This window comes from Deltaproteobacteria bacterium, from assembly GCA_016875395.1.
Classification (GTDB): domain Bacteria; phylum Myxococcota_A; class UBA9160; order UBA9160; family UBA6930; genus VGRF01.
The window spans coordinates 80954-94449 of sequence record VGRF01000015.1; the positions used below are offsets into that span (position 1 = coordinate 80954).

General features: G+C 70.0%; 14 protein-coding genes and 1 tRNA gene. All 15 read right to left on the reverse strand.

Annotated elements, in window-relative coordinates:
* Positions 1–10: 10 nt before the first annotated feature.
* Positions 11–1714 carry a serine hydroxymethyltransferase gene (locus FJ091_12930; GenBank protein ID MBM4384254.1) on the reverse strand — a complete coding sequence of 568 codons (1704 nt, stop codon included), beginning with the start codon at positions 1712–1714 and terminating at the stop codon, positions 11–13.
* A gap of 140 nt (positions 1715–1854) precedes the next feature.
* Positions 1855–3111 (reverse strand): beta-ketoacyl-ACP synthase II, encoded by a 1257-nt coding sequence (gene fabF, locus FJ091_12935; protein MBM4384255.1) that lies wholly within the window; start codon positions 3109–3111, stop codon positions 1855–1857.
* A gap of 28 nt (positions 3112–3139) precedes the next feature.
* The gene (locus tag FJ091_12940) at positions 3140–3382 is read right to left on the reverse strand and encodes an acyl carrier protein (protein MBM4384256.1); all 243 of its coding nucleotides are present in this window, start codon (positions 3380–3382) and stop codon (positions 3140–3142) included.
* A gap of 36 nt (positions 3383–3418) precedes the next feature.
* Positions 3419–4315, reverse strand: a complete 897-nt coding sequence (gene fabD / locus FJ091_12945) for an ACP S-malonyltransferase (GenBank protein MBM4384257.1) — start codon at positions 4313–4315, stop codon at positions 3419–3421.
* A gap of 49 nt (positions 4316–4364) precedes the next feature.
* Positions 4365–4553 (reverse strand): 50S ribosomal protein L32, encoded by a 189-nt coding sequence (rpmF, locus tag FJ091_12950; protein MBM4384258.1) that lies wholly within the window; start codon positions 4551–4553, stop codon positions 4365–4367.
* A 19-nt stretch (positions 4554–4572) separates the two neighbouring features.
* Positions 4573–5151: a DUF177 domain-containing protein gene (locus FJ091_12955; GenBank protein ID MBM4384259.1), complete on the reverse strand. Its 579-nt coding sequence runs from the start codon at positions 5149–5151 to the stop codon at positions 4573–4575.
* 167 nt (positions 5152–5318) lie between these two features.
* A tRNA-Gln gene (locus FJ091_12960) sits at positions 5319–5392 on the reverse strand.
* Positions 5393–5437: 45 nt separating this feature from the next.
* Positions 5438–6289 carry a methyltransferase domain-containing protein gene (locus tag FJ091_12965; protein ID MBM4384260.1) on the reverse strand — a complete coding sequence of 284 codons (852 nt, stop codon included), beginning with the start codon at positions 6287–6289 and terminating at the stop codon, positions 5438–5440.
* 75 nt (positions 6290–6364) lie between these two features.
* A complete protein-coding gene (locus tag FJ091_12970; protein MBM4384261.1) occupies positions 6365–8506 on the reverse strand; it encodes a sulfatase-like hydrolase/transferase in 2142 nt (713 codons plus the stop codon).
* 51 nt (positions 8507–8557) lie between these two features.
* Positions 8558–9421 (reverse strand): prepilin peptidase, encoded by an 864-nt coding sequence (locus tag FJ091_12975; GenBank protein ID MBM4384262.1) that lies wholly within the window; start codon positions 9419–9421, stop codon positions 8558–8560.
* Positions 9422–9434: 13 nt separating this feature from the next.
* Positions 9435–10211, reverse strand: a complete 777-nt coding sequence (locus tag FJ091_12980; GenBank protein ID MBM4384263.1) for an ABC transporter permease — start codon at positions 10209–10211, stop codon at positions 9435–9437.
* Positions 10208–11158, reverse strand: coding sequence for an ABC transporter ATP-binding protein (locus tag FJ091_12985; protein ID MBM4384264.1), 951 nt, complete (start codon positions 11156–11158; stop codon positions 10208–10210). Before FJ091_12985 ends, FJ091_12980 begins: the two co-directional genes overlap by 4 nt.
* 12 nt (positions 11159–11170) lie before the next feature.
* Positions 11171–12040 (reverse strand): hypothetical protein, encoded by an 870-nt coding sequence (locus FJ091_12990; protein ID MBM4384265.1) that lies wholly within the window; start codon positions 12038–12040, stop codon positions 11171–11173.
* Positions 12041–12051: 11 nt separating this feature from the next.
* Entirely contained in the window at positions 12052–12612 is a 561-nt protein-coding gene (locus FJ091_12995; protein MBM4384266.1) for a prepilin-type N-terminal cleavage/methylation domain-containing protein, read from the reverse strand.
* A gap of 109 nt (positions 12613–12721) precedes the next feature.
* On the reverse strand, positions 12722–13237 hold the full coding sequence (locus tag FJ091_13000; protein ID MBM4384267.1) for a prepilin-type N-terminal cleavage/methylation domain-containing protein: 516 nt from the start codon (positions 13235–13237) through the stop codon (positions 12722–12724).
* Positions 13238–13496 lie beyond the last annotated feature (259 nt).

Sequence of the window (13496 nt, forward strand, 5' to 3'; positions counted from 1 at the left end):
ACCTCCCTGACTACTGCTCGCGACGCCAGCGCGTCGGGTAGAGCGGGAAGCGCGCACAGAGGGCGAGCACGTCGGCGCGCACGGCAGTGCGTACCGCCTCGTCCGCCGGCGCATCCAGCACACGGGCGACGAGCCCCGCGATCTCTCGCATCTCGCCCTCGCGGAGGCCGCGCGTCGTCATCGCCGGCGTGCCGAAGCGCAGGCCGGAGGTGACGAAGGGCGTGCGCGTGTCGAACGGCACCATGTTTCGATTCGCGGTGATGCCCGCGAGCTCGAGCGCCTCCTGTGCCTTCCTTCCGCTCAGCTCGCGGCCGAGCAGCGAGAGCAGGAACAGGTGATTGTCCGTGCCGCCCGAGACGATCTTGAAGCCTCGCTGCGCCAGCCCGTCGGCCAGCACGCGCGCATTCGCGACGATCTGCGCGCAGTAATCGCCGAAGCTCGGCGCGAGCGCCTCGCGGAACGCGACCGCCTTCGCCGCGATCACGTGCATGAGCGGGCCGCCCTGCCCGCCCGGGAACACCGCGCTGTCGACGGCCTTCGCGAACGCGGCGTCGCACAGGATCATGCCGCCGCGCGGGCCGCGCAGCGTCTTGTGCGTGGTGGTGCCGATCAGCTGCGCTTTGCCGACGGGGCTTGGGTGATGGCCCGTCGCGACCAAGCCGGCAATGTGCGCGATGTCGGCGAACAAGAGCGCGCCGACTTCGTCGGCGATCTCGCGGAAGCGTGCGAAGTCGATCACGCGCGAGTACGCCGTCGCGCCGCACTGGATCAGCTTCGGGTGATGCGCGCGCGCGAGGTCGCGCAGCTGGTCGTAGTCGATGCGCTCGTCGCTCTCGCGCACGCCGTAAGGGACGATCTTGTAGAGCTGCCCCGAGAAGTTCACCGGGCTGCCGTGCGTCAGGTGCCCGCCGTGATCGAGATTCATCGCGAGGATGGTGTCGCCCGGCTTCAGCACGGCGCGGTAGATGCTCTCGTTCGCCTGCGAGCCCGAGTGCGGCTGGACGTTCGCGTGCTCGCAGCCGAACAGCGTCTTGGCGCGCGCGACCGCGAGCTCCTCGACTTCGTCGAGCACTTCGCAGCCGCCGTAGAAGCGCCGGCCCGGATAGCCCTCGGCGTACTTGTTGGTGCCGACGGAACCGACCGCTTCGAGCACGGCCTCGGAGACGAAGTTCTCCGACGCGATCAGCTCGAGGCCCTCCGCCTGCCGGCGCGCTTCGCGCCGCAGGATGTCGGCGACGATCGGGTCCGCCGCTTCGAGCGCGCCGTCGTGCGACTTCGTGAGCGTGTCGATCGCCGCGACGCGGCCGGCGTGACGCCCGCCCTCGAACGGCGTCGCGAGCCAGCGCTCGACGATCGCCCACGCCGTCGCGGGATCGGTCTTGTCGCCGGCGAGCGCGAGCATGTTCGCGTCGTTGTGCTGGCGCGCGACGGCGGCGGTGTCGGCGTCGTGCACGAGCGCGGCGCGGACGCGCGGAAAGCGGTTCGCGGTGTACATCACGCCGAGGCCGCTGCCGCAGATCACGATGCCGCGCGAGGCCGCGCCCGTGGAGACTGCGCGCGCCGCGGGCGCCGCGAACTCGGGGTAGCTCACCGAGTCGGCGCTGTTCGGGCCGTAGTCGACCACCGCGTAGCCCGCCGCTTCGAGCTTCTCGCGCAGCGCCTTCTTCAGCGCGAACCCACGGTGGTCGCCGCCCATCGCGATCACATCGGCCATCTTTGCGATCTCCGTTCGCCTGCGGCTCACTGCGCGCCGCGTCGCAGCCGACGCGGCTTGCTGCTTCAGGCTGTGTTGACTTCGCTCGCCTTCGGCTCGCTGCGCGTCGCAGCTGCGCTGCGACTTGCGGGCCTCTGTCATTAGGAATCCTTGCTGCCGAAAACCAACGCCGCGTTCACGCCGCCGAACCCGAAGCTGTTGCTCAGCGCGACGCGCACCCGCGCAGCGCGGGCCTTGTTCGCGACGTGGTCGAGCATGCATTCCGGGTCGGGCCGATCGAGATTCAGCGTCGGCGGCAACATACCCGTCTCGAGCGAACGCACCGTCAGCAGCGCTTCGAGCGCGCCGGCGGCGCCGAGCAGGTGGCCCGTCGCGCCCTTCGTCGAGGACACCGCGAGGCGGTCCGTGTGCGCGCCGAACACGTCCCGCAGCGCCTTCGCCTCCACCACGTCGCCCGCGGGCGTGCTGGTGGCGTGCGCGTTCACGTAGTCCACGTCCGTGGGCGCGAGGCCGGCGTTCGCGAGCGCAGCTTTCATGCAGCGCAGCGCGCCGCCGCTCTCGGGATCGGGCGCGGCCATGTGTGCGGCGTCGGCGGAGGCGCCGTAGCCGAGCAGCCTCGCGCGCACCGGCGCGCCGCGGGCGCGCGCGTGCTCGGCGCGCTCGATCACCAGCACCGCAGCGCCTTCGCCGAGCACGAAGCCGTCGCGCTCCGCGTCGAACGGCCGGCTCGCGCGCGCGGGCTCCGCGTTGCGCTTCGAGAGCGCCTGCATGTTCGTGAAGCCCGCGATCACGAGATCGACGACGGCGGCCTCGGTGGCGCCGACGACCATCGCGTCGGCCTCGCCCGCGCGTAACAAGCGAAGCGACTCGCCGATCGCGTGGGCGCCGCTCGCGCAGGCGGTCACGTGACACAAGTTCGGGCCGCGCAAGCCGTGGTGAATCGCGACCACGCCGGCTGGCATGTTCGCGAGAGTCATCGGGATGAAGAAGGGCGAGATGCGCGTCGGCCCCTTCTCGACGTAGATGCGGTCCTGCTGCGTGAGCGTGTGGATGCCGCCGATGCCGGAGCCGATCGCGACGCCGATGCGGTCGCGATCCACCGCGCTGCCCACACGCCCTGACAGCTGCGCGTCCGCGAGCGCCTCGCGCGCGGCGCACAGCGCGAGCAGGATCGCGCGGTCCATGCGGCGCAGCTCTTTGCGCTCCACCTCGCCGGGGTTCAGCTCGCCGGTCACGAGCCCGGCGATGCGCACCTCGAGCCGCGCGTCGAACTCTTCGGGCAGCGCCGCGATGCCGCCCTTCCCTGCGACGATCGCGTCCCAGGTCTCCGCCGCGCTCGTGCCGAGCGGCGAAACACAGCCGACGCCGGTGACCACGATTTCTTGCGCCGCTGACACGTGGTGCTCCGGCTCGATCGGAAGACGCCTACGAAGCGAGGCGTTCCTTGAGGTACTCGACCGCGGAGCCAATCGTCTGCAGGCGCTCCGCGTGCTCGTCGGGAATCTCGATGTCGAACTCTTCTTCCATCGCCATCACGAGCTCGACGATGTCGAGCGAGTCGGCGCCGAGGTCGTCGATGAAGTTCGCCTCGGGCACGACCTCTTCTGGCGTGACGCCGAGCTGCTCGACGATGATCGCCTCGACTCGCTTGGCGAGACCCGCATCCATGTTCGACCCCCTCTCGTCGTCCCCGGTGGCGGCAACCTACGCCGCAGCGCCGCTCGCCACCACCGCGTTCACTTCTTCCAGGGACGAAACGTTCGCCCGCTCGATCCCGCGCTCGATGCGTGCGACGAGGCCCGTGAGCACCGAACCCGGCCCAATCTCGATCACGCGCGTCACGCCGAGCGCCGCGAGCTGCTTGACCGACTCGATGAAGCGCACCGGCGCAGTGACCTGCTGCTCGAGCAGCGCGGGGATGCGCGAGCCGCTGGCATTCGGCGCGGCCTCGACGTTCGTGATCACCGGGACACGCGGGTCCGCGAACTTCACGCGCGCGAGCTCACCCGCGAGCCGCTCGGCCGCGGGCCGCATCAGCGCGCAGTGGAAGGGTGCGCTCACCGGCAGCGGCACCGCGCGCTTCGCACCGCGCTCTTTCGCGACGGCGATGGCCCGCTCGACGGCGCTCGCGTCGCCCGCGATCACGATCTGCTGCGAGGAGTTGTAGTTCGCGGGCGAGACCACGAGGCCCGTCTCCGCCGCTGCGGTCCGGCACGCCTCGTCGACGCTCGCCGGCTCGAGGCCCATCAGCGCCGCCATCGCGCCCTTCCCGGCCGGCACCGCCTCCTGCATGAAGCGCCCGCGCTTGTTCACGAGCACGACGGCGTCTTCGAGCGACAGCGCACCCGCGGCGACGAGCGCCGAGTACTCGCCGAGGCTGTGGCCGGCGACGAAACGCGGCGCGAGGGGAAGCTTCTCCTCGACGGCGCGCAGCAATGCGATGCTGGTCGTGACGATCGCGGGCTGCTGGATCTCGGTGCGGCGCAGCTCGTCCTCGGGTCCCTCGAAGCACAGCTTCGAGATCGAGAAGCCGAGCGCGCGATCCGCCGCCTCGAACACGGCGCGGGCGGCGGGCGACGCGTCGAACACGTCGCGGCCCATCCCGACCGCCTGCGAGCCCTGCCCGGGGAAGAGGAGCGCGAGCAACGCCCTACTCCTCGTCGTCGACCTTCAGCACCTGCCGCCCGTCGTACGTGCCGCAGAAGCGGCACACGCGGTGCGGCGCGCGCGGCTCGCCGCACTTCGGGCACGCGGCGCTAGCCGGGTTCGCGAGGTGGTGGTGGCTGCGGCGCATGTTCTTGCGCGACTTCGAGACTTTCTTCTTCGGGACCGCGGACATTGCTCTCTCCGATCGAGACTTAGGACTGAGGCGCCGGGCCTGGCCTTTTGAGCTTGCTCAGCACGGCAAACGGGGATTCGGGGCGGGACTCGGCACAGTTGCACGACTCGGCGTTGCGGTCCACGCCACAGCGCGGGCACAGCCCTTTGCACTCCTCCCGGCAAAGCGGCTGCATGGGCAACGCGAGCGAGATGACCTCTCCGATGAAGCGATCGAGCCTGATTTCCTGCCCGCGGAACCAACCCGTCTCCGCCTCGTCGCCCAGGTACACGCCATCGCTGGAGAGAGCTTCGGCGCCCTCGGGATCTGCAGGAACTCTGGCTCCGGCGGGCTCCAGCACGAGGCGGAAGGGCTCGCGGACCGGCGCACGATAGCGGCGGAGGCATCGGCTGCATCCGAGCTCGACCTCGCCGCGCACGCTCCCCTCGACCAGCACGTCCGCCGCCGCCCGATACGCCCGCCCCTCGATCGCGAGCGCCTCGCTCAGCCCCTCCCGCGGCGCCGCACCCCCCGCAAACCGCTCCCGAAACCACTGCGGCGTGGCCGTGAACTGAAACGCGACGGGCGTCTCGGTCAGCGAATCGATGGCGAGCTTCATGGCGGTTCTACCTAGCTACCTGCTCGAAACGAAGGTGAGCGGACCAACCCCGATCCCCAGCAAGCCGACCGAGCGAGCGACAGCTCGCTCAGTCGGCGCGCAGCGAGGCGGTCAACTCGTGATGCCACGATTCACCCAAACAGAGCCGAGCGAAGCCCACGAAGAACTGGATCCCCGACGAGGATTCGAACCTCGACTAGCAGAGTCAGAATCTGCGGTCCTACCGTTAGACGATCGGGGAACAGGCGGCGCAGAATAAGCCTTCGGAACGACCGCGCGAGGGGCTTTAGGCTGGCTTTCTCGCGCTCACGACCCAGATCGCGCTGCCCAGCTCCACCTTGCCCCCTCGCGCGTGAGGCGCGATGGCGGCTTTGATCGCCTCGGTGCACTTCGCGCGCAGCTCGTCGCCGCCGCCGGCTTCGCGGATGGCGCGGCTCGCGGGGCCGAGGTCCGTGAGGAATGCCGCAGCCTCGTCGACTCCGCCGAAGGCCATCGGCAGCGACTCGCTGCGGAGCTCGATCTCGCGAAGGCCCGCTTCGCCGAGGATCCCGCGCACGCGCTCGGGGTCGCCGAACGCGAAGGGACCGGGCGCGCCGGGCGGAGGAGGCGGCGGCAGCGTGAGCACGCCAGCCAGCGCGCTCATCGGCGCCGCGACCCAGAGGTTATGCGCCACGGGCTGCCAGCACGCGAACACGACGCGCCCGCCGGGCCGCAGCGCGCGCGCGAGGTTCGTGAAGGCCGCGCCAGGCGCCTCGAAGAACATCACGCCGAAGCGCGAGAAGAGCGCGTCGAAGGCGCCCGCCGCAAGCGCGTGCGTCTGCGCGTCGGCGAGCTCGAACGTGGTACTGGTCAGGCCCGCAGCCGCCGCGCGCTCGCGGGCCCGCGCGAGCATCGGGGCGGAGATGTCGACGCCGAGCACGCGCCCGCTCGCGCCGACCGCGCGCGCGATCGCGAGCGCGGTGTCGCCGCAGCCGCAGCCGACATCGAGCACACGCTCGCCCGGCTGCGCCGCGAGCACGCGCAGCGCGCGCTCGCCGTGCGCGCCGATCTGCACATCCATGCGCTCCTGCATCGCGACCCAGATGGGGCCCGCCTGCTCGTTCCAGTAGGCGCGTTGCTCAGCGTTCGTCTCGGCCATGTCCCCTCCGCGCTCGGCGCGAAGGCGCGACGGTAACTGCGCGGGCGCCGCGATGTCGCTCTCGCGACCGCGCGCTCAGCCTCGACTTCGCTGCCGGCGTTCGCGCTCGAGCTTCTCGAGCATCCGCTGTGCGCCGCCAGAGAGATCGCGAACTGCGAGAAACCGGAAGATCGCCTCGGCGCGTTCGCTTTGTCCGCGGGCGGCGAAGGCGATGCCCAGCTCGCGCGCCAGATCGAGATCGCGTGCGGCGGGGCCCGCTTGCGCCGCGTGCGCCGCGAGCAGCTCGTCGTCGCCGAGTCGAGCCGCGTGGATCGCGAGGAGCATGTGCAGCCGGCTCTCGTCGCCCTGGCCGTCTTCGAGACCGCTCTGAAAACAGTCGAGCGCGCGCTCGTACTCGCGAACGGACTCCCAGGCGCGTCCGCACGCCTCGTACGCGCGTGTGCTCCGGCCTCCCGCGTCGAGGCCAGCACGCGCGAGCGCTTCGAGCTCCTCGATGGGCGCTCCGATCGCGCGCTTCACAAACAACGCGAAGTGGGCCTCGGGCAGCGCAGGGTCGAGCGCGCGCGCGCGCTCGAAGGCCGCGACCGCGCCCCGGAGATCTCCGTTCACACGCCTCGCTTCACCGAGCAAAGCCTGCGCGCTCGGGTTGCTCGGAGCGCGCTGTGCCGCCGCCTCGGCGACGGCGAGCGCCTCGGCGCTGCGCCCGCGCAGCGCGTGGATGCGCCAGAGGTTCTGCGCGAGCACGATGCTGTTCGGCAGCTTCGCGAGCCCGAGCCTCGCCACCTGTTCGGCTTCTTCGAGGCGTCCGAGGGAGAGGAGTCCGGTCGAAGCGAGCTCGAGCTCCGCGTACTGCACCACATCCTTCGGGTCCGGAGCGTTCGCGCTCTCGGACGCTTCGGCCGCACGCGGAACGACGTAGCCGAGCGCCTCGATTTGCGCGCGCGTCTCGGCGTCGAGCGGGGCTGCGACGCTCGCCTTGGCCTCGCTCATCAGGTCGGAGATCTGCCTTCGCGCCTCGGCGACTCGCTCGAGCTGCGCTGGGTCCTGCGTCGGCAGCAGGTTTCGCTGCTCGCGCGGGTCGACGTCGAGCGCGTAGAGCTCGGGGCGCGGCGCTTCGATGAAGCGGAAGCGCGCCGTCCGAATCGCGTGCAGCGGCGCCCAGCCGTGATCGAGCTGACCCGCGAGCGCCTCGGAGTACGCCCAGCCCGCCCCGCCGCTCTCGCTGCGCGCCAACTGCAGGAGGTCGCCCACCTGCGCGCGCGGCAGCGGCGCGAGGCCCGCGCGCGCGAGCAGCGTTTGCGCCGCCCCCGCGTTGGAGACGACTTCGTCGACGCGTACGCCCGCCGGCACGCCGGGGCCCGCGAGAATGAACGGCACGTGCGTGACGCCTTCGTACACGAGATACGAGTGCGTTCCCTCACCGTGCTCGCCCAGACTCTCGCCATGGTCAGACGTGATGAGAACGACCGTGTTCTCGAAACGCTTCGACCCTCGCAGCGCATCGAGCAGCCTTCCGACCTGCGCATCTACGAATGCGATCTCGCCCGAGTACGGGTCTCCCGCGTGCCGCGACGCGAACGGCTCCGGCGGCGAGTACGTGAAGTGCGGGTCGTAGTAGTGCACCCAAGCGAAGAACGGCCGGTCGATCTGCGCCAGCCACGCAATCGCTTTGTCCGAGACTTCGTTCCCCGGCAACTCGTACGTCCCGCCCGAAACGGCGCTTCGCCGAGACATGTGGTCGTCGTAGACGTCAAAGCCGCGATCGAGACCGAACATGCCGTCGAGCACGGCGGCGGCCACGAACGCGCCGGTGGCGTAGCCAACCGCCTGAAAGCGCTGGGCAACCGTTTCGGCGTCGGGTGCGAGCTTGTGGACGCCGTTGTGCCGCACGCCGTGCGCCGGCGGATACACCCCTGTCAGGATCGAGGTGTGCGAGGGCAGCGTCGTGGGAACGGTCGCGATCGCATTCGTGAAGGAGGTTCCCGAAGCGGCGAGCTGATCGAGCGCGGGAGTGAGGCTCGTGCGTTCGCCGCGCGGGCCGACGTGATCCGCGCGCAGCGTGTCGATCGTGATGAGCAGAACGTTCGGCGCGCCGTCGCGCGGCCGCGCGACTTCGATCTGATTGCAGCCCGCCAGCGCGATGAGCGCCGCGACGCGAATCGCGCGGCGCCAGCGGGCGCGCGCGTGAGCGGTCTCGAGCCGCCGGCCTCTCTCCATGAAGCACCGCTTCGGTGCGTTGCGGCGCGGAGTTGAGAGCCCGACTGCGCGTCAGTGAGAGGTCGAGAGCAGGCCCGCCGCGATCGCGGCGAGCGAGATCGCGGGCGCGAACCCGAACGGCGCGGCTTCGCGCCGGAACAACAGCGGCGCGAGCCCGAACGCGAGGCCGATCAGCGCGGCGAGAACGATGCTGTAGAGCACGCCGATCGGCCCGAGGAACGCGCCGACGGCTGCCATCAACTTCACGTCGCCGAAGCCGAGGCCCGGGAACCAGGTCCAGTAGTCGAGCGATGCGGGCTTCGGCAGCACTTCGCCATCGCCGGGCCAGTGCTCGAACTTCCGCCCGAGGGCGACGGATACGCGCGCATGCGCGAATCCGACGAGCCAGAGGAAGCCGCCGCCGAGCGCGGCGCCCAAGCCGGAATGCACGAGCGCGTCCGTGTACGCCGCGCCGAGCTGCCAGTGTGCGAGCGGAACGGCACCGAGGCCGAGCGCGAGGCCGCCGAGCGAGATCGAGTCGGGGATCCAGCGCTCGTCGAAGTCGATGCCCGCCGCGACGACGAGGCCGGAGCCGAACATCCACCAGAGTGGCGTCAACCACGTCGCGCCGTAGCGCCACGCGATCAGCACGAACAGCGCGCCCGTCGCGAGCTCGACGAGCGGATAGCGGGGCGAGATTGCGGCGCTGCACTTTCGGCAGCGCCCGCGCAGCGCGAGCCACGACAACACCGGCACGTTGTCGAGCGCCGTGATCTCGTGCTTGCACGAGGGGCAGCGCGAGCGCGGGCGCACGACGGATTCGCCGCGCGGCACGCGATGGATCACCACGTTCAGGAACGAGCCGACCAGCAGGCCGAGCAGGCCGACGAGCGCGAAGCCCGCCGGCAGAAGCGTCGCGGTGGAGCTCGGAGGCATCTCGCGCGCGAAGCTATCGGAAGTCGCGCCGCTCGAACGTCATCACCGCGACGAGCAGGAAGCCGAACACCCAAGCGAGGCCCATCACCGCGGCCCACGCCGTCTCGGTGGGAGGAATCGGCAGCTGGTGCGCCGCCTCGATCGTGCGGTTGAACGCCTCGAGGTCGGGCAGCAGGCGCTTCACCCACAGCGAGAAGGTTTGTGTCGCCTCCGAGCTCGACGCTCTCCCGATCGCGTAGAGGTCGCGCGTCATGTGGCCGATCAGATAGATGCCGAGCGAGTAACAACCCGCGAGGAACGGCGTGGCGAACGACGAGAACATCGTCGCGAAGGCCACCACCACGGCGAACTCGATCGCGATCAGACCGAGCGCAGTCGCGTGGCCGGAGTCGAGCGGCGCGCTCGACGCGAGCGACATGCCGACGAACCACACGATCATCACCGCGAGCAGCATCCAGAGCGTGGCGACCAGGCCGAGGTACTTGCCCGCGATGAAGGCGCTGCGATCCACCGGCTTCGAGAGGATCGTGAAGATCGTGCGGCGGTCGACCTCGCGGTGCACCAGGCCGACGCCGACGAAGATCGCGATCGCGGCGCCGAAGAAGCGGATCGCGGCGAAGCTCACGTCTTGCAGGATGCGATCGCGCTCGACGTACGAGAGCGTCGAGAGCGCCGCGCTGGTGCCGATCAGCAGCAGCGCGAAAAAGAGCAGCACGTAGAGCACCTTGCTGCGAATCGCGTCGCGCCAGGTGTTGCCCGCGATCGCGAGCGTCGCGCTCAGCCACCTCATTTCGCGCCTCCCGGGATCTTGCCGGCCACGGCGTCGAGGAACAGCGACTCGAGATCCGCGCGCACGGGCTCCAGCTCTTCGAGGATCGCACCGCGCGCGAGCGCGACCTGCACGAGCTCGCTCACGTGCTTGTGCGCGACGCGCAGCGTGACGCGCTCGCCGCGGCCCGAGAGCTTCGCCTCGAAGCGCGACTCCGCCTCCTCCGCGAGCTCGGGCGAGAGCGCGGAGAAAGTCGCCTCGACCTCGCGCTCGCCGCTCGGCAGCGCGCCGTCGAGGACGCCCTGATAAGCGATGCGGCCCTGCACGATGATCGCGACGCGATCGCACAGCGACTCCACGTCCGAGAGGATGTGCGTGTTCATGAAGATCGTCTTGCCGCCGGCGGAGAGCTGCGCGACGAGGTCGCGGATCTCCTTGCGGCCGACGGGATCGAGCCCGCTCATCGGCTCGTCGAGGAACACGACGCTCGGATCGTGCACGATCGCCTGCGCGATGCCGATGCGCTGGAGCATGCCCTTCGAGTACGTGCGCAGCCGCGCGTCGGCGGCATGCGCGAGGCCGACCTGCGCGAGCACTTCGCGCACGCGCTCGCGGCGGCGCTGCGCCGGCACCGCGCACAGCTTCGCGTAGAAGTCGAGAATCTCGGCGCCGGTCAGGAAGTCGTAGAAGTACGGCGCCTCGGGTGCGAAGCCGATGTGCTCGCGGAAGGCGGTCTCGCGCACGTCGTGGCCGAGAATGCTCGCCTCGCCCGCCGTCGCGCGAATCAGACCCATCAGGATCTTCAGCGTCGTGGTCTTGCCGGCGCCGTTCGGTCCGATGAAGCCGAACAGCTCGCCGCGCTTCACCTCGAGATCGATGCCGTGCAGCACGCGCTTCTTGCGCAAGCCGAGGCCCGGCCGGAAGTCCTTAACGAGTCCGGAAACCCGGACGACCGTCTCCCGCTCCATCCCCTCTGCCCCTCACTTCGCCGACTCGCGCTCGCGCGCGAGCGTTCCCCTGAGCCGGTAGCGGTATCGGATGCCCGCCGAAACGATTTCACCGGTTTCTTCGCTGATCTCCCAGCCGCTCTCATAGGGATCCGCGGGCAGATTGCGAAGCACTCGCCCGGAGACGAGATCGTCCACCCGCGAGATGTCGCGCTTGAAGATCCGCACGTACTCCGCGCGAGCCGCGTCGAGGAACCTCGCGCGACGCTCGGTCTCGATCTCTTGGAGCGCCGCGGTGTAGTGCAAGCGCTCGCGCTCTTCCGTCGCGTTCTCGAGCAGCTCCTGCACGAACGCCGCCGCGGCGTCCAGCCCGGCGCCCTGCGACTCGAGGCGCGCCGCGAGGCGCCCGAGGTACGGCGGCGCATCTTCGAGCGCGACCGCTCGCTTCAGCGCGGCGGCCGCAGCGGCCTGGTCGTCGAGGTAGTAGAAGTGGTTGAAGCCGAGATAGAAGTAGTGCCGCCAGTCGTCCGGATGAATCATGATCGCGCGCTCGAGCAGCTCGTTGCCCTTGCGCACGGCGTCATCGTCGTCGATCAGCCACACCGCGGCGAAGCGATAGGCGTGGTCGACGTAGGGATCGAGGGTCGTCACGACGTCGATCAGCGCGCCGAGCGTGCCGTTCCGGCCCGAAGCTCCGTGCTCGCTGCCGACGATCTGTACGGCGCGGAGCCAGTAGAGATCGGCGAGCGCGGCGTGGAAGCCGAAGGCGGTCGCCCGCGCGGTCTGCGGATCGGGAACGAATTCGTCCCCACTCGCTTGCTGGGGGTCGTCCGGGAGTTTCGCGTCAGAGAGTGCGATCGCGGCGGCGGCCGCGACGCCGAGTGCGCAGCGGAGAAGAAACACCGGAGCGCGTCTCAGTAGTCGTCTGTGGGGCCGAGCTTCGGCCAGACCGCGACCTGGTCGTAAATCGGGTTGCCTCCGCCGTCGAGAGGCGGGAACCAGCCCGTGATGTTGGTCGGGCACGGCGCGCCGGTGGCGTTGTCGGCATGGAAGTAACCGATGCCGCCGGGCCACAGATCGCCATCGAGGTTCGAGTAGGCGACGATCGTGAAGCACGTCGTGCACGGGCACTCGGCGTTGGAGTCGAAGTCGTAGCGGTATCGAACGTCGCCCTCGGGTCTCCACCCGAGCTGAGAGAAGGCGGCCGTCGATCCCGGGGTCCACGCCGTCGGAATCGGATTGATCGGGGGCGGCGGCCAACCGGCGCCCGGGACCGTGGGAACGTTGCCGGTTTCGCCAAAGAACGCCTTGGCGGTCTTCGAGAGCGCCTCGAGGTTCGTCAGTCCTTCGGCGCGCTTCGCGCGCAGCTGCTGCCCGCGCAGAATCGGGATTGCGACCGTCGCCAGGGTGCCGATCACGGCCACCACGACAATCAGCTCGATCAGCGTGAAACCGCGATCTCTCCGCATCTTCATCGCCTCCCCTCTCATCGCTCGAGCCCCCGCGCGCCGATCGGCGCTGCGGGAGGAAGGAAGCCTGGGGACCGGAGCAAGCTCCGATCCCCAGGCGGGCACTAAGCGCGAACTAGAACACGTTGTTCGCTTCGCACACCGAGACCTGACCCTGCGCAGAAGCGGCGCAGAGCGGGCCCGGGCCAGCCATCGTCGCACCCGGGTTCGCGACGTCCTTGCCGACGATCCACTCAGCCGTGGTGCCGTCGAAGTCGATGTCCGACGTCGCCGTCGCCAGGTAGTCCGTGGTCGCGCCCGACACGACGTCGTACACGAAGTACACGTTGCCTTCGGGTGCCCAGCCGATCGTGTCGAAGCCGAGCGCCGGCAGCGTCCACGTCACCTTCTGGTTGTCCGGTGCCGGGCGGGGATGAGCGACCGCGCCGACGTACGTATCCAGCTCGGCCGCGTAGCTCTCCTCGGCGGTGCGGATACCGGCGAGGTTCGTCTTGCCCTCGCTCGTCTTCGAGCGGAGCTGGAACTGCAGGAAGTTCGGGATGGCGATCGCCGCCAGGATCCCGATGATGGCCACCACGATCATCAGCTCGATGAGCGTGAAGCCACCCTTGCGCGAGTGAAGCTTTCGCATTTGGGGTAGTTCTCACTTTGCGTCCGAGGAGGCTTCACACGGCGACTTGCCGGGATCGACTTCGCTCGGATTGGCGTTGCGCGGGACCGGAGCAACCGACGTGCCAGCGGTTCTGCGTGACGCATGGCATCGGCAGGCGAGTGCCGCAGCTGTAGGCGCGATCACTCGATCGGGCGCTGCGGCCGGCGACGCCGCGACTGCTGTGTTTGCGCGCACAGTGACGCGCGCCGGCGGCAGGGTGACGAAACGCGGCGCTCGA

Bases quoted from the DNA above. Each gene is read 5' to 3' on its own strand.
- FJ091_12930 (MBM4384254.1), bottom strand. From the start codon at position 1,714: ATGGCCGATGTGATCGCGATGGGCGGCGACCACCGTGGGTTCGCGCTG.
- FJ091_12940 (MBM4384256.1), bottom strand. From the start codon at position 3,382: ATGGATGCGGGTCTCGCCAAGCGAGTCGAGGCGATCATCGTCGAGCAG.
- fabD (MBM4384257.1), bottom strand. From the start codon at position 4,315: ATGGGCCGCGACGTGTTCGACGCGTCGCCCGCCGCCCGCGCCGTGTTC.
- rpmF (MBM4384258.1), bottom strand. From the start codon at position 4,553: ATGTCCGCGGTCCCGAAGAAGAAAGTCTCGAAGTCGCGCAAGAACATG.
- FJ091_12955 (MBM4384259.1), bottom strand. From the start codon at position 5,151: ATGAAGCTCGCCATCGATTCGCTGACCGAGACGCCCGTCGCGTTTCAG.
- FJ091_12965 (MBM4384260.1), bottom strand. From the start codon at position 6,289: ATGGCCGAGACGAACGCTGAGCAACGCGCCTACTGGAACGAGCAGGCG.
- FJ091_12970 (MBM4384261.1), bottom strand. From the start codon at position 8,506: ATGGAGAGAGGCCGGCGGCTCGAGACCGCTCACGCGCGCGCCCGCTGG.
- FJ091_12975 (MBM4384262.1), bottom strand. From the start codon at position 9,421: ATGCCTCCGAGCTCCACCGCGACGCTTCTGCCGGCGGGCTTCGCGCTC.
- FJ091_12980 (MBM4384263.1), bottom strand. From the start codon at position 10,211: ATGAGGTGGCTGAGCGCGACGCTCGCGATCGCGGGCAACACCTGGCGC.
- FJ091_12985 (MBM4384264.1), bottom strand. From the start codon at position 11,158: ATGGAGCGGGAGACGGTCGTCCGGGTTTCCGGACTCGTTAAGGACTTC.
- FJ091_12995 (MBM4384266.1), bottom strand. From the start codon at position 12,612: ATGAAGATGCGGAGAGATCGCGGTTTCACGCTGATCGAGCTGATTGTC.
- FJ091_13000 (MBM4384267.1), bottom strand. From the start codon at position 13,237: ATGCGAAAGCTTCACTCGCGCAAGGGTGGCTTCACGCTCATCGAGCTG.